Below are 24,458 nucleotides of genomic sequence, written 5' to 3'. Positions count from 1 at the left end.
CTTTAGTTCTCTTCTACTTCTATATTGAGCTTACTTGCTTGCTGTGTTTCTTCTTCTTCCAATTCACGCATGTCGATTTCTTCTTCGTCACTTGAAAGCATTTTGACATCCATACCAAGACTTTGCAATTCTTTAATCAATACCTTGAAGGATTCTGGTACACCAGGTTCTGGTACATTATCACCTTTTACAATCGCTTCATATGTTTTAACACGACCGACAATATCATCTGATTTCACTGTTAAAATCTCCTGCAAGGTGTATGCCGCACCATAAGCTTCCAATGCCCAAACCTCCATCTCACCAAAGCGCTGACCACCAAATTGTGCTTTACCACCAAGTGGTTGCTGTGTAACAAGTGAATAAGGGCCTGTAGAACGAGCATGCAGCTTATCATCAACCATGTGCGCAAGCTTAATCATGTACATAACACCTACAGATACACGGTTGTCAAATGGTTCTCCTGATCTTCCATCATAAAGGATAGTCTTAGCATCTCTTGGCATACCTGCTTCTTCAAGCGTTTCCCACACATCTTCTTCTGTCGCACCATCAAATACCGGAGAAGCAACATGAATTCCTAGCTGTCTTGCAGCCATACCTAAATGTAATTCAAAAACCTGTCCGATATTCATTCGTGATGGTACCCCTAGTGGGTTAAGCATGATATCAATTGGTGTACCGTCTGGCAAGAATGGCATATCTTCTTCAGGTAAAATTTTGGATATAACACCTTTGTTACCGTGACGCCCGGCCATTTTATCTCCTTCGTGTATTTTACGTTTTTGAACGATATATACACGAACTAATTCGTTCACCCCAGGAGGTAACTCATCGCCATCTTCCCGATTAAAGATTTTAACATCCAACACAATTCCGCCAGCTCCATGTGGAACTCGTAAGGATGTATCACGAACTTCACGAGCTTTTTCACCAAAAATAGCGTGAAGTAAACGCTCTTCAGCGGATAATTCAGTAACCCCTTTAGGCGTCACTTTACCCACAAGTATATCACCGTCAGAAACTTCTGCACCGATACGAATAATTCCATATTCGTTAAGGTTCTTTAACGCTTCTTCCCCTACATTAGGAATATCACGTGTAATTTCTTCCGGTCCGAGCTTCGTATCACGTGCTTCCGATTCATACTCTTCAATATGAATAGATGTATACACGTCATCTTTTACGAGTCTTTCGCTCATGATAATCGCATCTTCATAGTTATAACCTTCCCAAGTCATAAATCCAACTAGAACATTACGGCCAAGCGCAAGCTCTCCGTCTTCCATGGAAGGACCGTCAGCAAGAATTTCACCTTTAGTTACGCGATTTCCTTCACTTACGATTGGGCGTTGGTTATAACATGTACCTTGGTTAGAGCGAATATATTTTTGTAGTTTGTAACGATCTAAATCGCCTTCTACTTCTTTTCCGTCCACAATAGAAATTCGACGAACATGAACTTCCTTCGCTTCAACACGTTCTACAATTCCTTCATGGCGGCAGATAATAGCGGCTCCAGAATCTTTTCCGTTTACATATTCCATACCAGTACCAACAATTGGCGCTTCAGGCTGCATTAATGGTACAGCTTGACGTTGCATGTTCGCACCCATTAACGCTCGGTTCGAGTCATCATTTTCTAAGAATGGAATACAAGCTGTTGCAGCTGAAACCACCTGTTTCGGAGAAACGTCCATGTAATCAATTTGATCACGAGGTACGATTGTGTTTTCACCACGGAAACGAGCAATAACTTCCTCATCCACAAAATGCCCCTCATCTGTTAACTTTGCATTTGCTTGGGCAACAACATAGTTATCCTCTTCATCTGCTGTTAGATAATCAATATGAGCTGTGACTCTACCCGTATCTGGATCCACACGACGGTACGGCGTTTCAATAAATCCAAATTTATTTACTTTAGCGAAACTCGATAATGAGTTAATTAAGCCGATATTCGGACCCTCAGGCGTCTCAATCGGGCACATTCGACCGTAGTGTGAATAGTGAACGTCTCGTACTTCGAAACCAGCTCGTTCACGAGTTAAACCACCAGGTCCTAACGCAGATAAACGACGTTTATGTGTTAGTTCTGCTAATGGGTTTGTTTGATCCATAAATTGAGACAACTGTGAGCTTCCAAAAAATTCTTTAATCGAAGCGATCACAGGACGAATATTAATCAGCTGTTGCGGCGTAATACTTGATGTGTCTTGAATAGACATTCGTTCACGCACAACACGCTCCATCCGAGATAACCCGATTCGGAACTGATTCTGTAATAACTCTCCAACAGAACGAAGACGACGGTTACCTAAATGGTCAATATCATCTGTATCGCCTACTTGATGAAGCAAGTTAAAGAAATAGCTAATTGCTGATAAAATATCCGCAGGCGTAATATTTTTAACACTTGTTTCAATTCCAGCATTTCCAATTACGTTAAGCTCTTTCTCACCACTTGGGTCAGTAGGATCAACTATTTTAATCGATTGAAGCAAAATTTGGTCGTCAAGCACACCGTCTTTAGGCTCAAGTGTTTTTTCACCAAGCTTCTCTTCTTCACGTTCCAAGTATGGAATTAATTTATTTAGTAGTTTTCTCTCTAGCTTATCGCCTTTCTCTGCTAGTACTTCGCCAGTCTCCTGATCAACAATTGTTTCGGCTAGTACTTGATTAAATAAACGATTTTTTATATGCAGCTTTTTGTTCATCTTGTAACGACCTACATGAGCAAGATCGTAACGTTTTGGATCAAAAAAGCGAGAGATTAATAAACTTTTTGCATTTTCAACAGTAGGTGGTTCTCCAGGACGTAACCGCTCATAGATTTCTAGCAACGCCTTTTCCGTTGTTTCTGTGTTATCCTTTTCAAGCGTATTTTTCAGGTACTCATTGTCTCCCAATAAGTCGATAATCTCCTGATCTGTACCAAAACCAAGTGCTCGTAGCAATACAGTTATCGGTAATTTACGCGTACGATCAATACGAACATGGACAACATCTTTTGCATCTGTTTCAAACTCCAACCATGCACCACGGTTCGGAATGACAGTTGCAGCTACGCCACGCTTTCCGTTTTTATCAATCTTTTCATTGTAGTAAACACTAGGTGATCGCACAAGCTGAGAAACGATTACACGTTCTGCGCCATTAATAACAAATGTTCCAGTGTCAGTCATTAATGGAAAATCACCCATAAATACTTCCTGCTCTTTCACTTCTCCGGTTTCATTATTAATTAATCGAACCTTCACACGAAGTGGAGCATTATACGTAACATCTCTTTCCTTTGATTCTCCTACAGGATATTTAGGCTCGCCTAAACTGTAGTCAACAAATTCCAGTGATAGATTGCCTGTAAAGTCCTCGATCGGCGAAATGTCTTGAAACATTTCTCGGAGACCCTCTTCTAAAAACCAATCATAAGAAGCGGTTTGGATCTCGATTAAATTCGGCAACTCTAATACTTCGCTGATACGTGCATAGCTTCTGCGCTGGCGGTGCCGTCCATACTGAACTAGTTGTCCTGTCAACTGCTTCACCCCTTAAATCATACATTTTTTCGTAGATTGTAATTCTACTCCAAATTTAATATAATTAGAAAAACCAATACAGAAGCAATTACTTCTTTTCGGCTTTTCGAATATTGGCTAACTGTGATTGTGCGAATAGCGTACAAAACATGCCTAACAAACTTGTAACAGATAATTACAAGTATATTATTTGGATCCTCTCAGCAATAGAATTCCAAAACAAACCACATGAAGCATATTTCAAAAATAAACGAAAAGCACATTGTATATACCAAATCTTTCCGATTTTACCAGTGTTTCCGAACTTTTATGAAATATACCTTATTATGTTATGAAATATCCTCTTGACATAAGAATCGCCATGTTAGCATTTTCCTATCTTATCATAAGTGAAGATACGGGTCAAACATTAATTGCCCGCATAATATAGTACCCTTTATTTTTAGCTACCACTTCCACTTCACGGAATAAAGCTTCTAATTTTTCTTTAGCGGAAGGAGCCCCTTGTTTCTTTTGAATAACCACCCATAGTTCTCCTTGCTTTAACAGCGCTCGCTGTGCTTCTTCAAACATTTGGTGTACAATCTTTTTTCCCGCACGAATCGGCGGATTAGTAAGAATCCCGGCAAATTGACGACTTGTGAATGCAGACATCCGATCACTCTGTACACACTCGATATTAGTAACCTCATTTTTTAAAGCATTTTCCTTCGCTAATGCAACAGCTCTTTCATTTATATCAGCCATTACAATTTTTCGATCCTTATATCGATCTGCTATTGCGATCCCAATTGGTCCATAGCCACAACCCAGATCCAAAAAATCCCCCGCAATTACCGGTTCATTAAATTGTTCAATTAATAGCCGACTTCCAAAATCAACTTCATTTTTAGAAAATACACCTACGTCACTTGTAAATGTATAGGATTTTCCATTCAATTGATAATTCCATGTCTTTGGTGAACTTTTAGTTTGGGGTTTTGGTGAAAAGTAATGCTCTGTCATATGGCACCTACTTTTATTAAAATATTGAAGGTAGTTATAGCAAGGTGCTTGAAGTAGAAGCATCTGCTCAAGTCTTAGCTTAAATGATATGATATATAGAGAGCCCGCCGTAATGGTTACGACGAGCTCCGTTGATGAAATTAATTACTTAACCTCTACACTTGCGCCTGCTTCTTCTAGCTTACCTTTAACTTCTTCAGCATCTTCTTTAGATACTGCTTCTTTAACTGCTTTCGGAGCGTTATCAACTAAGTCTTTTGCATCTTTTAGTCCAAGACCTGTGATTTCGCGTACAGCTTTAACAACTTTGATCTTAGAAGCACCAGCATCTGTAAGCACTACATCAAATTCAGTTTTCTCTTCAGCAGCATCTCCGCCGCCAGCTCCACCTGCTACTGCCACAGGTGCTGCAGCTGTTACTCCAAATTCTTCTTCAATTGCTTTAACTAAATCATTAAGTTCTAATACTGACATTTCTTTAACCGCTTCAATGATTTGTTCTTTAGTCATGATTAATTTCCTCCTAATTAAAATTAAATTTTGTTTTTATACCGTTAAAGCACAGATTATGCGCCTTGTTCTTCTTTTTGATCCGCAATTGCTTTTGTAGCATATGCAAGGTTGCGAATTGGTGCTTGAAGTACGCTAAGAAGCATAGAAACCATACCTTCGTAGTTTGGAAGATCTGCAAGTTCCTTAATTTGCTCAAGAGAAGCAACGCTTCCTTGAATTACTCCACCTTTGATTTCAAGCGCTTCATGTTGTTTAGCAAAATCATTGATAATTCTTGCTGGCGCTACTACATCATCATTACTGAATGCGATCGCAGACGGACCAACAAGCGTCTCACTAAGATCATTCAACTCAGCAGCTTCTACCGCACGACGAGTCATCGTGTTTTTGTAAACCTTGAATTCAATTCCTGCTTCACGTAATTGTTTACGTAATTCAGTAACCTCTGCTACATCAAGCCCACGATAGTCAACTACAACAGCTGTTTCGCTCGCTAGAAATTTATCTTTAATTTCTTCAACAAGTTGTTTCTTTTGCTCGATAATATTAGACATTCTTCCACCTCCTAAAAAATGATCATTATACCGTATACCCCACTCTGTTCGGAGCCATTAAAAAAAGCTCCCACGTAGACATGGGAGCTTATTATTACATTGGAATTCAATCGCTAATTACCAATTTTTATAAACACCTCGGCAGGATGATTAAGCAAATGCATGCCCCTGCTGTCTACGGTACAACGTATTCTTTTATCAACGTGAATCATTATAACTAATGTCGACAAAAACGTCAACTATTAATTATCGACGGACAAAGCCAGAAACGTCAACGCGGATTCCAGGTCCCATTGTAGAGGCCACAGAAGCATTCTTCATATACGTTCCTTTTGAAGCCTGAGGCTTAGCTTTAACTAAAGTGTCTGTAATTGCTTTGAAGTTTTCAATTAACTTTTCATTATCGAAAGAAATCTTACCAATCGGAACATGAATGTTAGCAGATTTATCAACGCGGTATTCTACTTTACCAGCTTTAATATCTTGAACTGCTTTCTCAACTTCAAACGTAACTGTTCCCGTTTTAGGATTCGGCATTAAGCCTTTTGGTCCTAACACACGTCCAAGTTTACCAACTTCAGCCATCATATCTGGAGTTGCAACAATGACATCAAACTCAAACCAACCTTGGTTGATTTTGTTAATGTAATCACTTTCTCCAACATAATCAGCGCCAGCAGCTTCTGCTTCTTTAGCTTTGTCACCTTTAGCAAAAACTAAAACACGCTGTGTTTTACCAGTTCCATGTGGAAGCACCATCGCTCCACGAATTTGTTGATCTGCTTTTTTAGGATCTACACCTAAACGAAAAGCAGCCTCTACTGTTTCGTCGAAGTTTGCTTTAGCTGTTTCTTTAACTAATGCAATCGCTTCGGCTACTTCATATGATTTCGTACGATCAACAAGCTTCAAAGCTTCTTGATGTTTTTTTCCTTTTTTAGCCATTTTATTTCCTCCTCAAATGTGGTTATAACGGTAATACCTCCCACTTATAAAAGCACGGTCGGCTTTTATAAAGCTCAAGAGGATAATTTGGTTCGAAATACCGAATTATCATCTTCACGAAAAAGGTTGCGAGAGGTAATCCAACCGCAACCTATACCGTATCAAGTAAAACAACCCAATCTGCATCGATTGGCTTCACAACCAAAAGACACTTCACCGCAAACGATATACCCCGCACATAGCAACGCTATGTCTAAGGAATCGATTACTAGTCCTCGATTGTGATACCCATGCTGCGCGCAGTTCCTTCAACCATGCGCATCGCTGCTTCTACATTAGCAGCATTTAAATCAGGCATTTTTGTTTCTGCGATTTCTTTTACTTTGTCGCGTTTTAATGTTGCGACTTTATTACGATTAGGCTCACCTGACGCAGTTTCAATACCAGCTGCTTTTTTCAACAGCACAGCTGCCGGTGGAGTTTTTGTAATAAATGTAAATGAACGGTCTTCAAACACCGTAATTTCAACAGGGATAATCATACCCGCTTGATCTTGCGTACGTGCGTTGAATTCTTTACAGAACCCCATGATATTAACACCTGCTTGACCTAATGCTGGTCCAACCGGCGGTGCTGGATTTGCTTTACCAGCTGGGATTTGTAATTTTACAAGCTTAATTACTTTTTTAGCCACGAGACACACCTCCTTAAAGTCCGTGATGTGGTAATAGGGTTCCAGTCGGTCCCCTCCCACTCCAATTTGCTCTATCCATCAGTAGGATAGATGCATGAATAACAAAAGAATTTTAGCATGAATAACAAAAAAATGCAAGGTATTGTCTAATATTCTCTATGAACTACGATAGTTTTTCAATTTGAGAGAAATCTAATTCTACCGGAGTCTCCCTACCAAACATATTTACATGAACCTTCACCTTCTGCTTATCCATATCGATATGCTCAATAGATCCTGTGAAATCTGTAAACGGTCCATCCGTTACACGAACATTTTCTTTTAATTCGAATTCAAACTGTACAACTGCCTCTGTAACACCCATACGCTTTAATACACTTTCCACTTCTTCAGGTAAAAGCGGGGTAGGCTTTGTCCCCCCACCACTAGATCCTATGAAACCAGTAACACCCGGTGTGTTTCTAACAACGTACCACGAATCATCCGTCATGATCATTTCAGTTAATACATAACCAGGGAAAAACTTCTTTTTGGATACTTTTTTCTTCCCATTCTTTATTTCCGTCTCTTCATCTTCTGGTACAATTACGCGGAAAATTTTATCTTCCATTCCCATTGATTGAACTCGCTTCTCTAAGTTCATTTTGACTTTATTCTCATAGCCAGAATACGTATGTACCACATACCAATTTTTCTCCATGTTTATCAGGACAACTTTATTTGTCCTTCCCTCCCTTTATTTGTAATTAGGTTTATATATGGACACAGGAGCATGGGCACCCCTATTAATACAACTCTGAGTTGAATTTTTCTAACAAACAGGTACCAATTCTTTTCCAATTTAAAAAACCCGACGTTGACCGGGTTTTCAAATGACTCATATTATTTATCATTATAGCATATTTGTAAAATAAATATTCAAGTATATTATAGCAAATTCAAAATTTGTGTGATTCCAAGATCAATTAAAAAGAAAAACAACGCTACAAACGCTACTGTAGTAATTACAGTAATGGTATAACTAGTTAACTCTTTGCCTTTTGGCCAGCTAACTTTTTTCATTTCTCTTGAAACGTTTTTAAAAAAACGAAACATGTTCGTACCCCCTAGACCTGAAAATCTTGGCTTTTTCGTGTTTATTTATTAGTAAAGCCATAAATTTATATAAAACCCCATTTACTATATCGTTCCATCGGAGTCTATTTCGTCTCACGGTGCAACGTGTGTCTGCCACAAGTTTTACAATATTTTTTCACTTCTAGCCGCGCAGGCTGAGTGGATACATTTTTATGCGTTGTATAGTTTCTGCTTGAACATTCTGCACATGCCAAAGTTATTTTTTTATTCATTATATCACCTCTATTGAGGGATTTTTCTATATTAACTCTAGCATGGTTACAAAAATGTGTCAATGCATCCTATTGTGATACCTCGCTACCTTCCATGAGCTGCTCCAACTTCCGCTTGACACGTTGGAGTGCATTATCAATAGATTTGACATGCCGCTTAAGCTCGACAGATATCTCCTGATATGTCCTCCCATCTAAATACAGATGTAGAACCTTCTTTTCTAATTCGCTCAATAATTCAGATAATTTTATTTCCATATCACCATATTTCTCTCTATTAACCAAAAGTTCTTGTGGATCTATGGCTTTTGAACCTGCAATGACATCTAATAATGTACGGTCAGTTTCTTCATCATAAATTGGCTTGTCCAAAGATACATAGGAGTTGAGTGGAATATGCTTTTGTCGAGTAGCAGTTTTGATTGCGGTTATAATTTGCCTTGTCACACACAATTCTGCAAAGGCTTTAAACGATGATAGCTTGTCCCCATCATAATCGCGAACAGCTTTATAAAGGCCAATCATCCCCTCTTGGATAATATCTTCTTTATCCGCACCAATTAAGAAATACGTGCGAGCCTTAGCTCGGACGAAATTTCTGTACTTATGTATTAAGTAATCAAGCGCTTGGCTATTTCCTCGATGAATAAGCTCTACAATCCCCTCATCATCCAGCATACTTAAGCTCTTATTGTCAAAATCTAATTGGTTGGCACTCACCAAGTATGACCCCCTGACTACACCGCAGTCACTTTAAAGCTTATTATACAGGAAGCGCTTTACAATAGTCAACAGAGCATAGACCCAGACAGGCGCGGTTTAATCTGAGTTTTACATTTCTCCCCTGCGCCATCTTTCAAATTTTTCCAGAACATCTCGATTAAGTTTTATTTTAGACGATGCTTGTTTTTTATGGTGCGTTTCTATTGTTTCTTCAATTTCTCTTTCTATATTTTGAGACTCAATTAATAATTCTCGTGCCGATTTACGTAAAGCTCCGCTGCCAAATATCGTCCTTTGTTCTGCATAATCAGATGTTGCAACATAAACCTGTGTCTGGATATTCATTAATTCTTTAACTAGCTTTTCAATACATTCGTCGGCCGTTTCTTTTTCCTTTGTAAATATAATCTCTATATTATATAAATTTGTTTTATTAGCAATACCTCGAACATAATAAGCATCAAACACAATAATGACTCTATATCCCGAATAAGCCTGGTATTCAGCCAATAATTCAATAAGTCGATCACGTGCTTGTCCAATATCATGTTCTTTCAATTTTTGCAATTCTTCCCAAGCGCCAATTATATTATAACCATCAACTACCACAACAATCATCGCTATTCACCAACAGGGTACCTTTTGCGATAAACCTCATATAGCAATAAACTACAAGCCACAGAAGCATTCAACGAAGAAACCTGCCCTATCATGGGAAGACCTACCGTCCAATCACATTTTTTTCGCACAAGACGGCTCATCCCTTTCCCTTCATTACCAATTACAAGGGCGATAGGTAATGCACCCTCAAGCTTACGATAATCTTCTGTAGCATTCGCTTCTGTGCCAACCACCCAAACATTACGCTCCTTTAGTTCATCGATGGTACTGGCGATATTGGTAACTCTAGCTACTGGCACATGCTCTATTGCTCCCGCAGCCGTTTTCGCCACCGTAGCAGTTAAACCTACAGAACGCCGTTTCGGTATAATTACTCCATGAGCTCCCACCGCATCAGCAGTACGTAATATCGAGCCTAGGTTATGCGGATCTTCTAATTCATCTAAGATAATAAAAAAGGCAGCCTCCGCTTTTTGGTCTGCACGTAGAAATAAATCGTCCACCGTAGCATAAGGATAAGAGGCAACGTAAGCTATTATTCCTTGATGATTTCCATTCGATAATTGATCTAGTTTAGCCTTTGGGACCTTTTGTACGATTGTCCCAGCGGACTTGCCAAGTTGAAATAATTTTCCTTGTGCAGAAGCGTTTAAATGCTCTGAAATAAGTACTTTATTAACAGAACGTCCGGACTTCAATGCCTCTATCACTGGATTTTTCCCAATAATTATTTCTTGTTCCAAGGCTTTTCACTCCTTTCTGTAAATTCAACCGCTTCCCTCATGAGGTGCTTCAACCGCTCGTCGTTTTTTTGTAAATAATGGTATCCTATCAATGCCTCAAAAGCTGTGCTATATCGATAGGTTTGGACACTAATATTTTTAGGAATAGACCCTGACTTAGCATTACGACCTCTGGAGACAATTTTTACTTCCTCTTCCGTTAAATAATCTTGTTCCAGCCAATATAATACAACATTTGCTTGAGCCTTTCCTGACACAAAATTAACTGCTTTTTGATGTAATTGCTGTGGTTTCACCTGCCCAAGCTGCAGGAGATGCTCCCTTATATACACTTCGTAGACAGCATCCCCCATATAGGCAAGGGCAAGACTCTTCATTTGTTTAACATCCAAATTCATAACTAGCCTCTTTTCCAACGAACCCCTTGAGGCGTATCTTCTAAAATAATATTTTTATCCTTTAGCATATCTCTAATTTCATCCGCTCGAGCAAAATCACGATGCTTCCTTGCTTCGTTTCTTTCTTCAATCAATGATTCAATGTCCTCATCGAGTAAATCCTCTTCTACTTTCAGCTCTATTCCCAATACATAAAGGAATGATCGGATTGTTTCCTGAAATTCTTCAATAACATCACTAGACGTTTGTTTAGCTTGCAAGTAAACATTAGCATCCTTGGCCACATCAAACAATACAGAAATAGCATTTGCTGTATTAAAATCATCATCCATGTCAGCCTCAAATTGTTGTTTCCACACCGTAATTTTCTGCATCCATTCGTCCTGGTGGTCCACTAAATTCACACTCGATGATTTCCGGTGTTCCAGATTAAAATAAGCCGTTTTAATTCGGTCTAGGCTATTCTTGGCACTTTCCAATAACTCCTCAGTGAAATTAATCGGATGACGATAATGTACACTTAACATAAAGAAACGAAGTACCTGCGGATCATGCTTATTAATTAAATCTCTTGTTAACACAAAATTCCCTAATGATTTAGACATCTTCTCATTGTCTATATTAATATACCCATTGTGCATCCAATAGTTCGCAAAGGTTTTTCCATTCCTAGCCTCTGATTGAGCGATTTCGTTCTCATGGTGAGGGAAAGCTAGATCCTGCCCGCCAGCATGAATATCAATGGTATCACCTAAATATTTTTTGACCATTGCAGAGCATTCTATATGCCACCCCGGACGACCTCTACCCCATGGTGAATCCCAAGATATTTCCCCATCCTTCACATGTTTCCATAGCGCAAAATCTAAAGGATCCTGTTTCTTCTCTCCCACTTGAATACGCGCACCTGAGCGTAACTCATCAATGGATTGATGAGATAGTTTGCCGTATCCATCAAACGTACGCGGTTTAAAATAGACGTCTCCCGCCGCCTCATAAGCGAATCCTTTATCTATAAGCACTTGTATAAACGCGATAATATCATCCATTGTTTCTGTTACACGCGGATTATGGGTTGCTTCTTTCACACCTAGAGCATCAACATCTTCTAAATATGCGGTAATAAACTTACTGGCCACATCTGGCACTTCCTGGCCTAACTCATTCGCAGCCTTAATTAACTTGTCATCAACGTCTGTAAAGTTTAAAACATAATCTACTTTATACCCTTTGTATTCAAAGTATCGACGAACCGTATCAAAAACAATCGCTGGTCTAGCATTTCCGATATGAATGTAGTTATATACAGTAGGACCGCAAACATAGATACTTACGGCACCCTCTTTTAACGGGATAAAGGTTTCTTTCTGTCGAGTAAGTGTATTAAAAATCTGAATCGTCATTCTACTTCCCTTCCTTCAATTTAGCAATTTCGTCCTTTAATGCATCTATTTCATTTTGTAAATGCTCACAACGACTAGCAACTGGATCAGGCATCTTGTGATGATCGAGATCCCTTCTCATTTTTTCACCATTTTGCTTTACTACTTTCCCAGGAACTCCAACGACCGTGGAATGATCGGGTACATCACGAAGTACGACAGATCCACCACCAACTTTTGCATTCTCTCCTATTGTAATTGAGCCAAGTACCTTGGCTCCTGTCGCAATTAATGCATTATTTTTTACAGTCGGGTGACGTTTTCCTTTTTCTTTACCAGTCCCCCCTAATGTTACACCTTGAAAAATGGTTACATTATCACCTATTTCACAAGTTTCCCCAATAACGACTCCCATACCGTGATCAATGAATAAACGACGGCCAATTCGAGCACCTGGATGAATTTCAATCCCTGTAAAGAATCGGCTCACTTGTGATATGCAACGTGCAATGAAAAACATTCTTCGCTTATAAAATGCATGTGCAATGCGGTGAGACCAAACAGCATGCAGCCCTGAATACGTTAAAAATACCTCAATATATGTTCGAGCTGCTGGATCTTGTTCAAACACAACATCCATATCTTCCTTCAATCGTCTCCATATCCCCACTTCATTAACCTCCTCACCCCAAGAAAAATATGCCATGATTATATTCAAATCCACCGCTTTTATAATAGAACAAAAGCGCAAACGCTCAATTAGAAACGTAGCGACTACAGCGAGTCAACAGAGATAAAGGAATCACGGTAAGCTTGCGAGCCGATGTTGACTTAGATTAGGGTGATTCTTGTAGTCGCCTAGCTTCTGGGCGCTGGAACTGGACGTGGCTCAAACACGCCCATATTTATCTACATGGGCAAATTTTATCATTTCCTTAGACTATAAAAAAACGCCTCTGTGTATGATTACTCAGAGACGCTTTTGCGCGGTTCCACTCTGTTTGAAGGCTAAAATTATCCTTCCAACTTCACCCTTATAACGGTAGAGTTCCGCCGTTATGTACTCATTTCCATAACGGACTCAAAGGGGCACTTCAAAAACGGATCTTAGAACCACTCACAGCCAAGGTGGATCTCTCTGAATAAGCCTCACGTTTCCTACTTTTCCTTGTCATCGTTCAATATTGTAGTAATACTATATTACATTTTATGCAGAATGTGAATTATTAAGCTTCTAATTTGTTTAACACCTTATCTAAGCGCGACAGAACAGCCGCTTTCCCTAGTAATTCAATCGCCATAGGAAGCTCAGGGCCATGTGTCTGACCGGTTGTAGCTACTCTAATTGGCATAAACAACTTTTTGCCACGATGTCCAGTTTCCTTTTGCGTGGCTTTGATTTGAGCCTTAATAGAATCTTTCGTAAAGTCATCCAAATGAATTAACTTATCTGTAAATACTTGTAGTACTTCTGGAACCTGCTCCTCTTGAAGCACATCCATTGCACCTTCATCAAGCGACAATTCCTCATTAAAGAAAAGATCTGTTAACTCTACAATCTCTGCTCCATATCTTAATTGTTCTTTGTATAGAGCAATCACCTGTTCAGCCCACTGTTTCTTTTCATCACTTATTTGCTGTGGTAATTTCCCAGCTTCCACCAAATGCGGCATTGCAAGCTCAATGACATCCTTTAAATCTGCCGCTTTAATATATTCATTATTCATCCATTTTAATTTATGACGATCAAAAATCGCAGCTGAAGTAGACAATCGTTCAGGATCAAAGATATCAATTAATGTATCTTTATCAAAAATTTCTTCCTCTCCAACAGGCGACCATCCTAATAAAGCAATGAAGTTAAAAAGCGCCTCTGGTAAATAACCAAGGTTATAGTACTGCTCAATAAATTGCAAAATGTGCTGGTCTCGCTTGCTCAGCTTTTTCCGTTCTTCATTTAAAATAAGCGTCATATGTCCAAATTGCGGTGCGTCCCAATCAAACGCATTGTAAACCATCATTTGCTTCGGCGTATTGGAAATATGTTCCTCTCCTCGAAGTACATGCGTTATTTCCATTAAGTGATCATCAATAGCAACAGCAAAATTATACGTAGGTATACCATTTTTCTTCACAATAACCCAATCACCAAAATCACTGGATTCAAACGTAATTTCGCCTCTAACGATGTCATTAAATGTATATGTTTCATTTTCCGGAACTCTCATACGAATACTTGGTTGACGTCCTTCTTTTTCAAATGCTGTGATTTGTTCTTCGCTTAAATCACGATGCGCACCCGAATACTTAGGTACTTGCCCACTCGCACGTTGCTGTTCTCTTTCTGCCTCAAGCTCTTCTTCCGTCATATAGCATTTATAAGCCAAGCCTCTTTCTAATAGCTCGTCCACATATTTTTGATATAAATCAAGACGCTCCATTTGACGGTAGGGACCGTATTCGCCGCCTATATCTGCTCCTTCATCCCATTCGACACCTAGCCATTGAAGAAACTTCAGCTGACTCTCTTCACCACCAGCCACATTTCGTTTATCATCTGTGTCTTCAATACGAATAACCATTTTCCCGTTAAAATGTTTCGCATATAAATAGTTAAATAATGCTGTACGTGCGTTTCCGATATGCAAATGACCTGTTGGGCTTGGTGCATAACGTACACGAACCTGGTTTGTCATGGTTCTGCCCCTTTCTATTCTTCAAACATAATGTAAATTGAATCACTAATCTTTTTGAACCAAAATAGTATATATATAGTATAACAAAAGTGATAACAATGACATGTTATCACTTTTTTCTATCCTCTATAAGTTATACCCTTTTTATAGTGCTTTTTCAAGTAATTTTGGCTTGGCAAATATCATTCTACCGGCAGATGTTTGCAACACACTGGTAATTAAAACTTCAATTGTTTTTCCAATATAATCTCTACCTTCTTCCACAACAATCATCGTTCCGTCGTCAAGGTAGGCAATTCCTTGGTTATGTTCTTTACCATCTTTAATAACTTGAACAACAAGCTCTTCGCCAGGTAGTACAACTGGCTTCACAGCATTTGCCAGATCATTAATATTTAAGACAGGAACACCTTGTAGATCACAGACCTTATTTAAATTAAAATCATTGGTAACAACAATTCCATCAATTACCTTTGCTAATTTAATAAGCTTGCTATCCACTTCATGGATATCCTCAAAATCACCTTCATAAATTTCCACTTTTACAGGTAATTCTTTTTGAATTCGATTTAATACATCGAGCCCTCTTCGACCTCTGTTCCTTTTTAACACATCAGAAGAGTCTGCAATATGTTGCAACTCACCAAGTACAAATTGCGGAATAACAATTGTCCCTTCAAGAAAACTCGTTTGACAAATATCCGCTACACGACCATCAATAATGACACTTGTATCCAGTATTTTAGCTTTAGGTTGAATCGTTTGTGTATACTCCGTATCAGACGGTTTGCGTTTCTCTCGTTCTTTTTTATTAATGTTTAATAAATTTACAAATTCATCTCTACGTCTAAACCCGACTTGAAAACCAAAATACCCCAATAATATTGTGATAAATAGCGGTAAAACTTGAGATACTAGTTCAATATTGATATCTGTTAACGGTATATTTATTAGAAAAGCAATAACTAATCCTACCATTAACCCTAAACTTCCAAAAAACAAATCACCAACAGGCAATTTTATAAGTGCTTCTTCTACCCACTTTAAAAACCCTACAATATAATCCCCAAGCCAATATGAAATGAGAAAGAAAATAATTGCACCGATTATTGTTCCTGCATATGGTGATGATACCCAGTTTGCATTAGTAATATCCAATAAGTTTACAATATCCGGGATATATAAATACCCAACGGTACCACCCATGATAACAAAAAATAAATGAACTATTTTTTTCAGCACCACTGCCACCTCCTACCTTATATTATTGCCTACGATAGAAAAAAATAATCCTTCAAAAGTAATAAAATAAGCTATTATATCAACTAAATCATAGCACAGCTAAAATTAACATTCAAATATATAAAAATAAAATTATATCATATAAGTAATCCAATAGCAATGAATTTAGGAGCAAAAGTGCAAGCGCCCGATTTGAAACGTACCGACTGGAGCGAGTCAACGGAGATAAAGGAAGCACGGTGAGCTTGCGAGCCAATAATGACTTATCCTAGGGTCATTCGTGAAGTCGCTTCGTTTCTGGGCGCTGGAGCTGGACGCGGCTCAACATGCGCCTATTTATCCATAAGGGAAAATTTTATTATTTCCAAGACTTAAAAAACAATCTACTACCTGCTGACTCCAATATTTAATGCTTGTTCAACGGATTCTACACCGATAACCTCAATACTATCTGGAACTGTCCAACCGTCCAAATTATTTTTTGGACAAATAACGCGCTTAAAACCTAGCTTTGCCGCTTCTTGAACTCGTTGTTCGATACGAGATACACGTCTAATCTCTCCCGTTAATCCAACTTCTCCAACAAAAATATCATCAGGCTTTGTTGGTTGATCACGAAAACTCGATGCAATACTTACTGCTATTGCTAAATCAATCGCGGGTTCATCCAATTTTACGCCACCTGCTACTTTTATATAGGCGTCCTGATTCTGTAACATAAGTCCAACACGCTTCTCCAGCACTGCCATAAGCAGCGGAACACGATTATGATCAATCCCTGTTGCCATCCTCCGTGGGTTCCCAAAGGCTGAAGGTGAAATCAACGCTTGAATTTCAACAAGCACAGGCCTTGTTCCTTCCATAGAAGCAACAACAGTTGACCCAGCAGCTCCTTGTGAGCGCTCTTCTAGGAAGATTTCAGAAGGATTCATTACTTCCCTTAGTCCTTCTTCTTTCATTTCAAATATCCCCATCTCATTCGTACTACCGAAACGATTTTTCACCCCACGTAAAATACGATACGTATGATGCCGCTCTCCTTCAAAATAAAGAACCGCATCAACCATGTGCTCTAACAGCCTGGGACCAGCTATAGCCCCTTCCTTTGTTACATGTCCCACAATAAAAATAGGAATGCCATTTGATTTTGCCAGCTTCATCAGCTCTGCCGTGCATTCGCGAACCTGTGAAACACTTCCCGGTGCACTTGAAACCTCTTCCCGAAAAATCGTCTGGATAGAATCAATAACAACAAAAGAAGGCTTAATGGCTTCTACTTGATTGGATATATCTAATAAATTTGTTTCCGCTAATACATAAAGTAAATCCGCTTTAACACCTAAACGGTCTGCTCGTAGCTTCGTTTGTCTTGTAGATTCCTCTCCAGATATATAAAGGACAGGTAATTGCTTATCCGCTAATTGCGCTGAGATCTGTAAAAGTAATGTAGACTTTCCAATACCCGGATCGCCACCAATCAACACCAATGACCCTGGTACGATTCCGCCTCCTAATACGCGGTTAAATTCCTTCATAGAGGTTGTTACACGTGGTTCCTCTTCTGATTCGATAGAAGTGATTTTCTCTGGCTTGCCGACGGTAGATCTAGCACCTGTTTGAAAAGCCTGCTTATGTCGACCTCCAGTTATCTCTACTTCCTCTACAAAGGTATTCCAATTGTGACATCCAGGACATTTTCCCATCCATTTAGGGGATTCATAGCCACATTCCTGACAAACATATTTCGTTTTTCGCTTTGCCAATTTTCTCTACCCCTTCACTTATCTATTATATACGATTATTGCAATGATAAAGTTACAGGTTCCTATCAATTTAATCAATAATTTCCATAGTCTTGCCACAAATTCCTGCTTCCCTTATAAGAATCGTTCCTTATTACTAAAAAACATGAATACCTTATTCATTTACGCTATACTCCTAAGTGACTTTTTCCCCACAAACAAAAGAATATGCATGGCCTCGAGTACCTATACAGTATTTATGTTATCTAATCGTTTAAGAAAAGGATTAGTCTCACACTTATTTATATAAAGAAAACTGGAATATACAAGACTCCTGCAGAAAGAGAAACAGTTTGCAGACCTAACATGAGTGTTGTACCCACAATAGGAGGCTGAACCATTTCATGCAAGAAGCGAGTATATTCCAGTTATGTAGGTACAGGCTACTTTTTGGATAGCCCCTTTCCCTACTTTTTTGCTTATCATCGTCTATGGAAGAATAATAAATTCACCTTTATTATTCAGGCCAATTTTCACTTTTTGACCTTTTTGGATTGTCTCCTTAAGTAATTCTTCTGATAAGAGATCTTCGATATTTTTTTGAATCGAACGGCGTAACGGTCGTGCTCCGTATTCGGGATCAAAACCTTCATTAGCAATTTTATCTAACGCTTTATCTGTTAACGAAAAATCAATATCCTGTTCTTTAAGCCGTTGCTGTAACTGTTCAATCATTAACGTTACAATATTCTTCATATGTTTTTTCTCTAATGAATGGAATACGATGGTCTCATCAATACGGTTCAAGAATTCTGGACGAAATGCCTTTTTCAATTCTTCTGTAACCTTAGATTTCATATCTTTATAATCTTGACCATTTTCCTCCAAATTAAAGCCGACATATTTATTACGTTTTAACTCATTTGCACCAACATTAGATGTCATAATTAATACCGTGTTGCGGAAATCAACTACGCGACCTTTCGAGTCAGTTAAACGGCCATCCTCTAGTACTTGTAATAGAATATTAAATACTTCTGGGTGTGCCTTCTCCACTTCATCAAGTAATACAACAGAATATGGCTTTCTACGAACCTTTTCTGTAAGCTGACCACCTTCATCATAGCCAACATAACCAGGAGGTGAACCTACCAAACGAGACGTAGCATGTTTTTCCATATACTCTGACATGTCAATACGAATCATAGCATCCTCATCAGCAAACATTGCTTCGGCTAGTGCTCGAGCAAGTTCCGTTTTCCCTACACCTGTTGGTCCTAAGAAGATAAAAGAACCTATCGGACGTTTTGGATCTTTTAAGCCTGCACGAGCTCTTCTGATAGCTTTCGAAATTGCATTCACAGCTTCTTCTTGACCAATCACACGATTATGAAGCGTATCTTCCATATTCAGCAATCGTTCGCTTTCATCCTTTGTCAATTTAGAAACCGGTACACCAGTCCATGTAGAAACGACACTAGCAATATCTTCTATAGTTACTTCCGAATCGGTTTGTCCCTGCTTTTCTTTCCACTCATTCTTTGTTTCTTCTAATTCTTCACGAAGTCGTTGTTCAGAATCACGAAGCGATGCTGCTTTTTCAAATTCCTGACTTTGTACAGCCGCATCCTTTTCTTTTCTTACTTCTTCCAGCTTTTGTTCTAGTTCCTTTAAATTAGGTGGTACCGTGTAGGAGCGTAAGCGTACCTTCGATCCAGCCTCGTCAATCAAGTCGATAGCTTTATCTGGTAAAAAGCGGTCTGTAATATAACGATCAGATAGACTTGCAGCTGCTTCAATCGCTTCATCGGTTATCGTCACGCGATGATGTGCTTCATAACGATCACGTAAACCATTTAAAATTTGGACGGTTTCCTCTAACGTCGGTTCATCTACCTGTATAGGTTGAAATCTACGTTCTAGCGCTGCATCTTTTTCAATATATTTACGGTACTCGTCAAGCGTTGTAGCTCCAATACACTGAAGCTCCCCACGGGCTAATGAGGGTTTTAGAATATTTGATGCATCAATCGCACCTTCAGCCCCTCCTGCGCCAATTAATGTATGCAACTCATCAATAAACAGTATAATATTTCCAGCCTGGCGAATCTCTTCCATAACCTTCTTTAATCGATCTTCAAATTCTCCACGATATTTTGTTCCCGCTACAACTGTACCCATATCCAGTGTCATCACTCGTTTGTCTCGTAATGTCTCTGGCACTTCGTTATTAATAATTTGCTGTGCAAGCCCTTCGGCTACGGCAGTCTTACCTACACCTGGTTCACCAATTAAAACTGGATTATTCTTAGTTCTACGACTTAACACTTGAATAACGCGCTCAATTTCTTTGCTACGGCCAATAACGGGGTCAATATTACCTTCTTTCGCACTTACCGTTAAATCACGAGCAAGTGAATCAAGCGTCGGCGTGTTTGCATTAGATTGTTGACCGCGCCCCTGTCTGTTAGCCTGGGATTCATTACTTCCAAGCAATTGTAGCACTTGTTGTCTAGCTTTATTTAGGCTAACACCTAAATTATTTAATACACGAGCAGCAACACCTTCTCCTTCACGAATAAGACCAAGCAATATATGCTCTGTACCTACATAGGAGTGGCCAAGCTTTCTTGCTTCATCCTGAGATAGCTCCACAACCTTTTTGGCACGGGGTGTATAATGTATTGACTGCATCGGTTGTTTGCCAACACCAATTAGCTTTTCAACCTCTTCTTGTATTTTTGAAATTTCCAGCCCTAAAGATTGCAATGCTTTTGCCGCAATCCCCTCTCCTTCACGTACAAGTCCAAGGAGGATATGTTCTGTACCAATATTATTATGGCCTAATCGTACGGCTTCTTCTTGAGATAAAGCTAACACCTTTTGTGCTCTTTCTGTAAAACGTCCAAACATCATATAAAAAATTCCTCCTATCTATTTCTCTAATTGTAAACGTTGGCGAATAAGTGATGCTCGTAATATATCACGTTCATTCGCTGTCAATGTCTTTTTGGCATATTGTTGTAGGAATCCTGGCTGAGTAAGTATCATTAATTCATTGAGGATATTTCGTGAAACATTTTTCACAAGGCCTAAATCAATTCCTAGGCGTACATTAGATAAGCATTTAGCAGCTTCTTTCGACTCCATGATCCTAGCATATTCCAAAACACCAAAGGAACGATAAATTCTATCCTCCATTTTGTCACTTGATTGCTCCATTAATTGTTTTCTAGCATATCTTTCATGCTCTATGAGCTGTTTTACGACACTTTGTAAATCCTCCACAATATCTTCTTCTGATTTTCCAAGTGTAATTTGATTAGATATTTGAAAAATATTACCTTGCGCTTCACTACCTTCTCCATAAATACCGCGGACTACAAGCCCTAACTGATTAATGGCAGGTATCATACGATTTATTTGTTTTGTTAAAACAAGAGCTGGTAGATGCATCATGACAGATGCACGCATCCCAGTACCTACATTAGTAGGGCAGCTCGTAAGGTATCCTCTTGTTTCATCAAAGGCATAATTAATTTTTTCTTCTAACCAATCATCAAATTCAAATGCCTTTTGCAACGCCTTAGATAATTGAAATCCTGGAAAGTACAGTTGCAAACGAATATGATCTTCCTCGTTGATCATCAAGGACACCTGTTCATTCTCAGAAATAAGTGTTGCAGCTGACTCTGAGTGCTTTGCCAATAATGGGCTGATTAAATGTTTTTCTACTAATACGCGTTTCTCAACTGCTGATAAGTCCCGGATAGAAATAAAGGAAATATTCTTATACTCGCTAAATGACTGATTTTCATATTTCTCTTTAAAGAAATTCCTTATTTCTTCTAATTGATTTGGCTCAGCAAGAATTGGATAAGCAATATTTGCAAAGTTCCTTGCAAGGCGAATACGACTACTTAGTACAATATCGCTATCTGGTCCTTCCTCCCTCATCCAAGGGCTAATAGCCTTATTCATAAATTGCTGTAGTGTCATGTATGATCACCTGCTCCCGAATCATCTTGCGCATGATTTAACGCTTTAATTTTATCTCTTATTTTAGCAGCCTCTTCAAATTCCTCATTCTCCACCAGCGTTTTTAGTTTTACTTTTAATTCTTCTGCTTGCTTCTTCTTATGCAAATCCCCACCTTGGCGTTTAGGGATTTTTCCGCTATGCTTTGTATTACCAGCATGTACTCGTCGGAAAATAGGGTCCAGACGATGATTAAACGTTTCGTAGCAAAGCGCACATCCAAATTTCCCTATTTGTTTGAATTCCGAGAAGGTCATTTCACATTTAGGACACTGTAGCTCTTTTACTTGCTGATAGGCTGACCCTTGAGGTCCCGCCATATTTGATGTATCAAAGTTAAAGAGCCCAGAAAGTAAATTATGCAATGAATATCCATCTTCTGGATATGTCAAATATCCTTTTTCTTTTGCACAAACTTTACATACATGCACTTCCATCTTTTGTCCCTGAATCAATTGTGTAAAGTGCAGTGTAGCAGGTCGTTCATGACATTCCTGGCATTCCATTTGCATTCCCCCCTACTTATTCAAATACTTTAGCGTATTCAGCATCGTTGTAAGTATGCGCGCACGAATTTCATCTCGTAAAGGCAATTGAAATGCGAGTGTATTTCTATCAATAGCACTCAGCATAATTTTTGCTTCGCGTTCTGTAATAAGATTTTCTTCCAATAGCCTTTCTAACACATCGACAGATTTTTGTTGAGAAACTGTTGGATTAATCATTTCAATTATTTCATTGATTAATTCTGATTTATCTTGATGAATTACTCGCATAATACGAATATATCCACCACCACCACGTTTACTCTCCACTATATATCCTTTTTCCACAGTAAAGCGCGTATTAATCACATAATTTATCTGTGAGGGGACACATTGAAATTGATCAGCGATCTCGCTTCGTTTAATTTCAATCACATTTTTTCCTTTAGCCTGAAGTATCTGTTTTAAATAATTTTCTATCACATCTGAAATATTACTCATATGCCCACCCCCTTTTTAGCTGCATCCTTTGACTTTGACTATCTTTGACTTTACCTTTATTATACGTCAAAATCGAGAAGATGCAAATACCTTGTTCTATGTTTATTCTAGACAAAAATCACCATTACGAAACCTATGAATGAACGAGATCTCTATCATTTCTTCTATTAAAAAAAGAACCTTACACCATATTATATGTTGTAAAGTTCTTCTAGCAGCCCCATTTACTTAAGCTCAGATATATTTTTCACATGATCTACTTTAGAAATTTCCTCAAATAAAGAAATTCGATCTAGATCTGGCTTTCTTTCTATTTTAATAAAAATATTTCGCAAGTCGTTTTCTATTTTAATAATCTCTACTTTTTTTATGGTTAAATCGAATTTTTCCAACGCTGAAACAAGCTCATTCACCTTTAGATCGGGTAAGGTGACAATCTCAATTAAGTGGGAAGTCCCCCCCTTTGTAAATAGTCGCTCAAAATTATTAAGAAAAATTAAACTTAGTAAAATGATAAATGTCGTAAAAACAGCAGCTGCGTACATGCCGGCACCAACCACAAGCCCTATACCAGCAACTGTCCATATGGAAGCAGCAGTTGTTAAACCGCGAATTGCGCCACCATAAACAATAATTGTTCCTGCTCCCAGAAAACCTATCCCGCTTATTACATAGGATGGTATTCTCGCAGGATCGAATCGAACGTTATCATACTCCATAAATGACTCAAATCCAAATAAGGAAAGTAGCATCATTAAACAGGCTCCGACCCCAACTAAGATATGTGTGCGAAAACCGGCTGAATGATTCTTTACTTCTCTTTCAAATCCAATTAACCCAGAAAGAACTAACGCAATTAATACACGTAACATAATAAGATAAAAATGATCACCCAATAATTCGTCTAAAAAAGCTTGCAATTTTCGCACCCCCCTGTCCATTTTTCCCTTCATTTTACATGAATCTAAATAAAAGGTATAGTGGCATCTTTTTATATTTTTCTCTTATATATATGATTAAACCTTGCTATTTATCATAATACTACTGGCCAAATATTTTACATAAGAACAAATGGAGCGAGTCAACGGAGGTAAAGAAATCACGGTGAGCTTGCGAGCCGATGATGACTTAGATTAGGGTTATTCGTGAAGTTACCTTGTTTCTGGGTGCTAGAGCCGGGTGGACGCGGCTCAACACGCCCATATTTATACACAGGATCAAATTTAATTAATTCCTAGACTACAAAAAAGACTGAGTAAAAAAATTCACTCAGTCTTCCTTCTTGTTC

At 38.6% G+C, this 24,458-nt stretch carries 23 protein-coding genes and 2 other annotated features; all 23 genes read right to left on the bottom strand.

Annotated elements, in window-relative coordinates; genetic code table 11:
• Positions 1-2: 2 nt before the first annotated feature.
• The 23 genes from rpoB to JUJ52_RS07075 all read right to left on the bottom strand — a co-directional run bounded on the left by rpoB (position 3) and on the right by JUJ52_RS07075 (position 24,042).
• A complete protein-coding gene (gene rpoB, locus JUJ52_RS07185; RefSeq protein WP_026680226.1) occupies positions 3-3,539 on the bottom strand; it encodes a DNA-directed RNA polymerase subunit beta in 3,537 nt (1,178 codons plus the stop codon).
• A 402-nt stretch (positions 3,540-3,941) separates the two neighbouring features.
• Complete coding sequence (locus JUJ52_RS07180; protein WP_026680225.1) at positions 3,942-4,544, bottom strand: class I SAM-dependent methyltransferase; 603 nt, start codon at positions 4,542-4,544, stop codon at positions 3,942-3,944.
• 144 nt (positions 4,545-4,688) lie between these two features.
• Positions 4,689-5,054: a 50S ribosomal protein L7/L12 gene (gene rplL / locus JUJ52_RS07175; protein ID WP_026680224.1), complete on the bottom strand. Its 366-nt coding sequence runs from the start codon at positions 5,052-5,054 to the stop codon at positions 4,689-4,691.
• Between the two features lie 56 nt (positions 5,055-5,110).
• Complete coding sequence (gene rplJ, locus JUJ52_RS07170; protein ID WP_026680223.1) at positions 5,111-5,611, bottom strand: 50S ribosomal protein L10; 501 nt, start codon at positions 5,609-5,611, stop codon at positions 5,111-5,113.
• Positions 5,612-5,662: 51 nt separating this feature from the next.
• Positions 5,663-5,810: a sequence feature (ribosomal protein L10 leader region), on the bottom strand.
• 47 nt (positions 5,811-5,857) lie between these two features.
• Positions 5,858-6,556: a 50S ribosomal protein L1 gene (gene rplA / locus JUJ52_RS07165; RefSeq protein WP_026680222.1), complete on the bottom strand. Its 699-nt coding sequence runs from the start codon at positions 6,554-6,556 to the stop codon at positions 5,858-5,860.
• 268 nt (positions 6,557-6,824) lie between these two features.
• A complete protein-coding gene (gene rplK / locus JUJ52_RS07160) occupies positions 6,825-7,250 on the bottom strand; it encodes a 50S ribosomal protein L11 (protein WP_026680221.1) in 426 nt (141 codons plus the stop codon).
• Positions 7,251-7,413: 163 nt separating this feature from the next.
• Positions 7,414-7,950 (bottom strand): transcription termination/antitermination protein NusG, encoded by a 537-nt coding sequence (nusG, locus tag JUJ52_RS07155; RefSeq protein ID WP_026680220.1) that lies wholly within the window; start codon positions 7,948-7,950, stop codon positions 7,414-7,416.
• 227 nt (positions 7,951-8,177) lie between these two features.
• Positions 8,178-8,345: a preprotein translocase subunit SecE gene (secE, locus tag JUJ52_RS07150; protein ID WP_026680219.1), complete on the bottom strand. Its 168-nt coding sequence runs from the start codon at positions 8,343-8,345 to the stop codon at positions 8,178-8,180.
• A 104-nt stretch (positions 8,346-8,449) separates the two neighbouring features.
• Positions 8,450-8,599 (bottom strand): 50S ribosomal protein L33, encoded by a 150-nt coding sequence (gene rpmG / locus JUJ52_RS07145; protein WP_080668626.1) that lies wholly within the window; start codon positions 8,597-8,599, stop codon positions 8,450-8,452.
• 69 nt (positions 8,600-8,668) lie between these two features.
• On the bottom strand, positions 8,669-9,319 hold the full coding sequence (sigH, locus tag JUJ52_RS07140) for an RNA polymerase sporulation sigma factor SigH (RefSeq protein ID WP_318279744.1): 651 nt from the start codon (positions 9,317-9,319) through the stop codon (positions 8,669-8,671).
• A 111-nt stretch (positions 9,320-9,430) separates the two neighbouring features.
• On the bottom strand, positions 9,431-9,940 hold the full coding sequence (locus tag JUJ52_RS07135; RefSeq protein WP_026680217.1) for an NYN domain-containing protein: 510 nt from the start codon (positions 9,938-9,940) through the stop codon (positions 9,431-9,433).
• Positions 9,941-9,942: 2 nt separating this feature from the next.
• On the bottom strand, positions 9,943-10,686 hold the full coding sequence (gene rlmB / locus JUJ52_RS07130) for a 23S rRNA (guanosine(2251)-2'-O)-methyltransferase RlmB (RefSeq protein WP_166530053.1): 744 nt from the start codon (positions 10,684-10,686) through the stop codon (positions 9,943-9,945).
• Entirely contained in the window at positions 10,671-11,084 is a 414-nt protein-coding gene (locus JUJ52_RS07125) for a Mini-ribonuclease 3 (protein WP_026680215.1), read from the bottom strand. Before JUJ52_RS07125 ends, rlmB begins: the two co-directional genes overlap by 16 nt.
• 2 nt (positions 11,085-11,086) lie before the next feature.
• Complete coding sequence (gene cysS / locus JUJ52_RS07120; RefSeq protein ID WP_026680214.1) at positions 11,087-12,487, bottom strand: cysteine--tRNA ligase; 1,401 nt, start codon at positions 12,485-12,487, stop codon at positions 11,087-11,089.
• Between the two features lies 1 nt (position 12,488).
• A complete protein-coding gene (cysE, locus tag JUJ52_RS07115) occupies positions 12,489-13,130 on the bottom strand; it encodes a serine O-acetyltransferase (protein ID WP_034678611.1) in 642 nt (213 codons plus the stop codon).
• A 305-nt stretch (positions 13,131-13,435) separates the two neighbouring features.
• Positions 13,436-13,650: a binding site (T-box leader), on the bottom strand.
• A gap of 42 nt (positions 13,651-13,692) precedes the next feature.
• Positions 13,693-15,162: a glutamate--tRNA ligase gene (gltX, locus tag JUJ52_RS07110; protein ID WP_121604286.1), complete on the bottom strand. Its 1,470-nt coding sequence runs from the start codon at positions 15,160-15,162 to the stop codon at positions 13,693-13,695.
• Positions 15,163-15,306: 144 nt separating this feature from the next.
• Positions 15,307-16,404 (bottom strand): PIN/TRAM domain-containing protein, encoded by a 1,098-nt coding sequence (locus tag JUJ52_RS07105; RefSeq protein ID WP_026680211.1) that lies wholly within the window; start codon positions 16,402-16,404, stop codon positions 15,307-15,309.
• A gap of 386 nt (positions 16,405-16,790) precedes the next feature.
• Complete coding sequence (gene radA / locus JUJ52_RS07100; protein ID WP_205389406.1) at positions 16,791-18,167, bottom strand: DNA repair protein RadA; 1,377 nt, start codon at positions 18,165-18,167, stop codon at positions 16,791-16,793.
• A 468-nt stretch (positions 18,168-18,635) separates the two neighbouring features.
• Positions 18,636-21,062, bottom strand: a complete 2,427-nt coding sequence (gene clpC, locus JUJ52_RS07095; RefSeq protein WP_026680209.1) for an ATP-dependent protease ATP-binding subunit ClpC — start codon at positions 21,060-21,062, stop codon at positions 18,636-18,638.
• A gap of 18 nt (positions 21,063-21,080) precedes the next feature.
• Complete coding sequence (mcsB, locus tag JUJ52_RS07090) at positions 21,081-22,145, bottom strand: protein-arginine kinase McsB (protein WP_121604285.1); 1,065 nt, start codon at positions 22,143-22,145, stop codon at positions 21,081-21,083.
• Entirely contained in the window at positions 22,142-22,690 is a 549-nt protein-coding gene (mcsA, locus tag JUJ52_RS07085; RefSeq protein WP_026680207.1) for a protein-arginine kinase activator protein McsA, read from the bottom strand. Before mcsA ends, mcsB begins: the two co-directional genes overlap by 4 nt.
• Before the next feature lie 12 nt (positions 22,691-22,702).
• The gene (locus JUJ52_RS07080) at positions 22,703-23,170 is read right to left on the bottom strand and encodes a CtsR family transcriptional regulator (protein ID WP_026680206.1); all 468 of its coding nucleotides are present in this window, start codon (positions 23,168-23,170) and stop codon (positions 22,703-22,705) included.
• Between the two features lie 224 nt (positions 23,171-23,394).
• Entirely contained in the window at positions 23,395-24,042 is a 648-nt protein-coding gene (locus JUJ52_RS07075; protein ID WP_371414009.1) for an MgtC/SapB family protein, read from the bottom strand.
• Positions 24,043-24,458 lie beyond the last annotated feature (416 nt).

Origin of the sequence: Virgibacillus sp. AGTR, assembly GCF_016919725.2 — a bacterium.
GTDB classification, from domain to species: Bacteria; Bacillota; Bacilli; order Bacillales; family Amphibacillaceae; genus Virgibacillus; species Virgibacillus salarius.
Note: the sequence above shows the minus strand (reverse complement) of the source record. Positions and strands in the feature narration are given on the sequence as shown.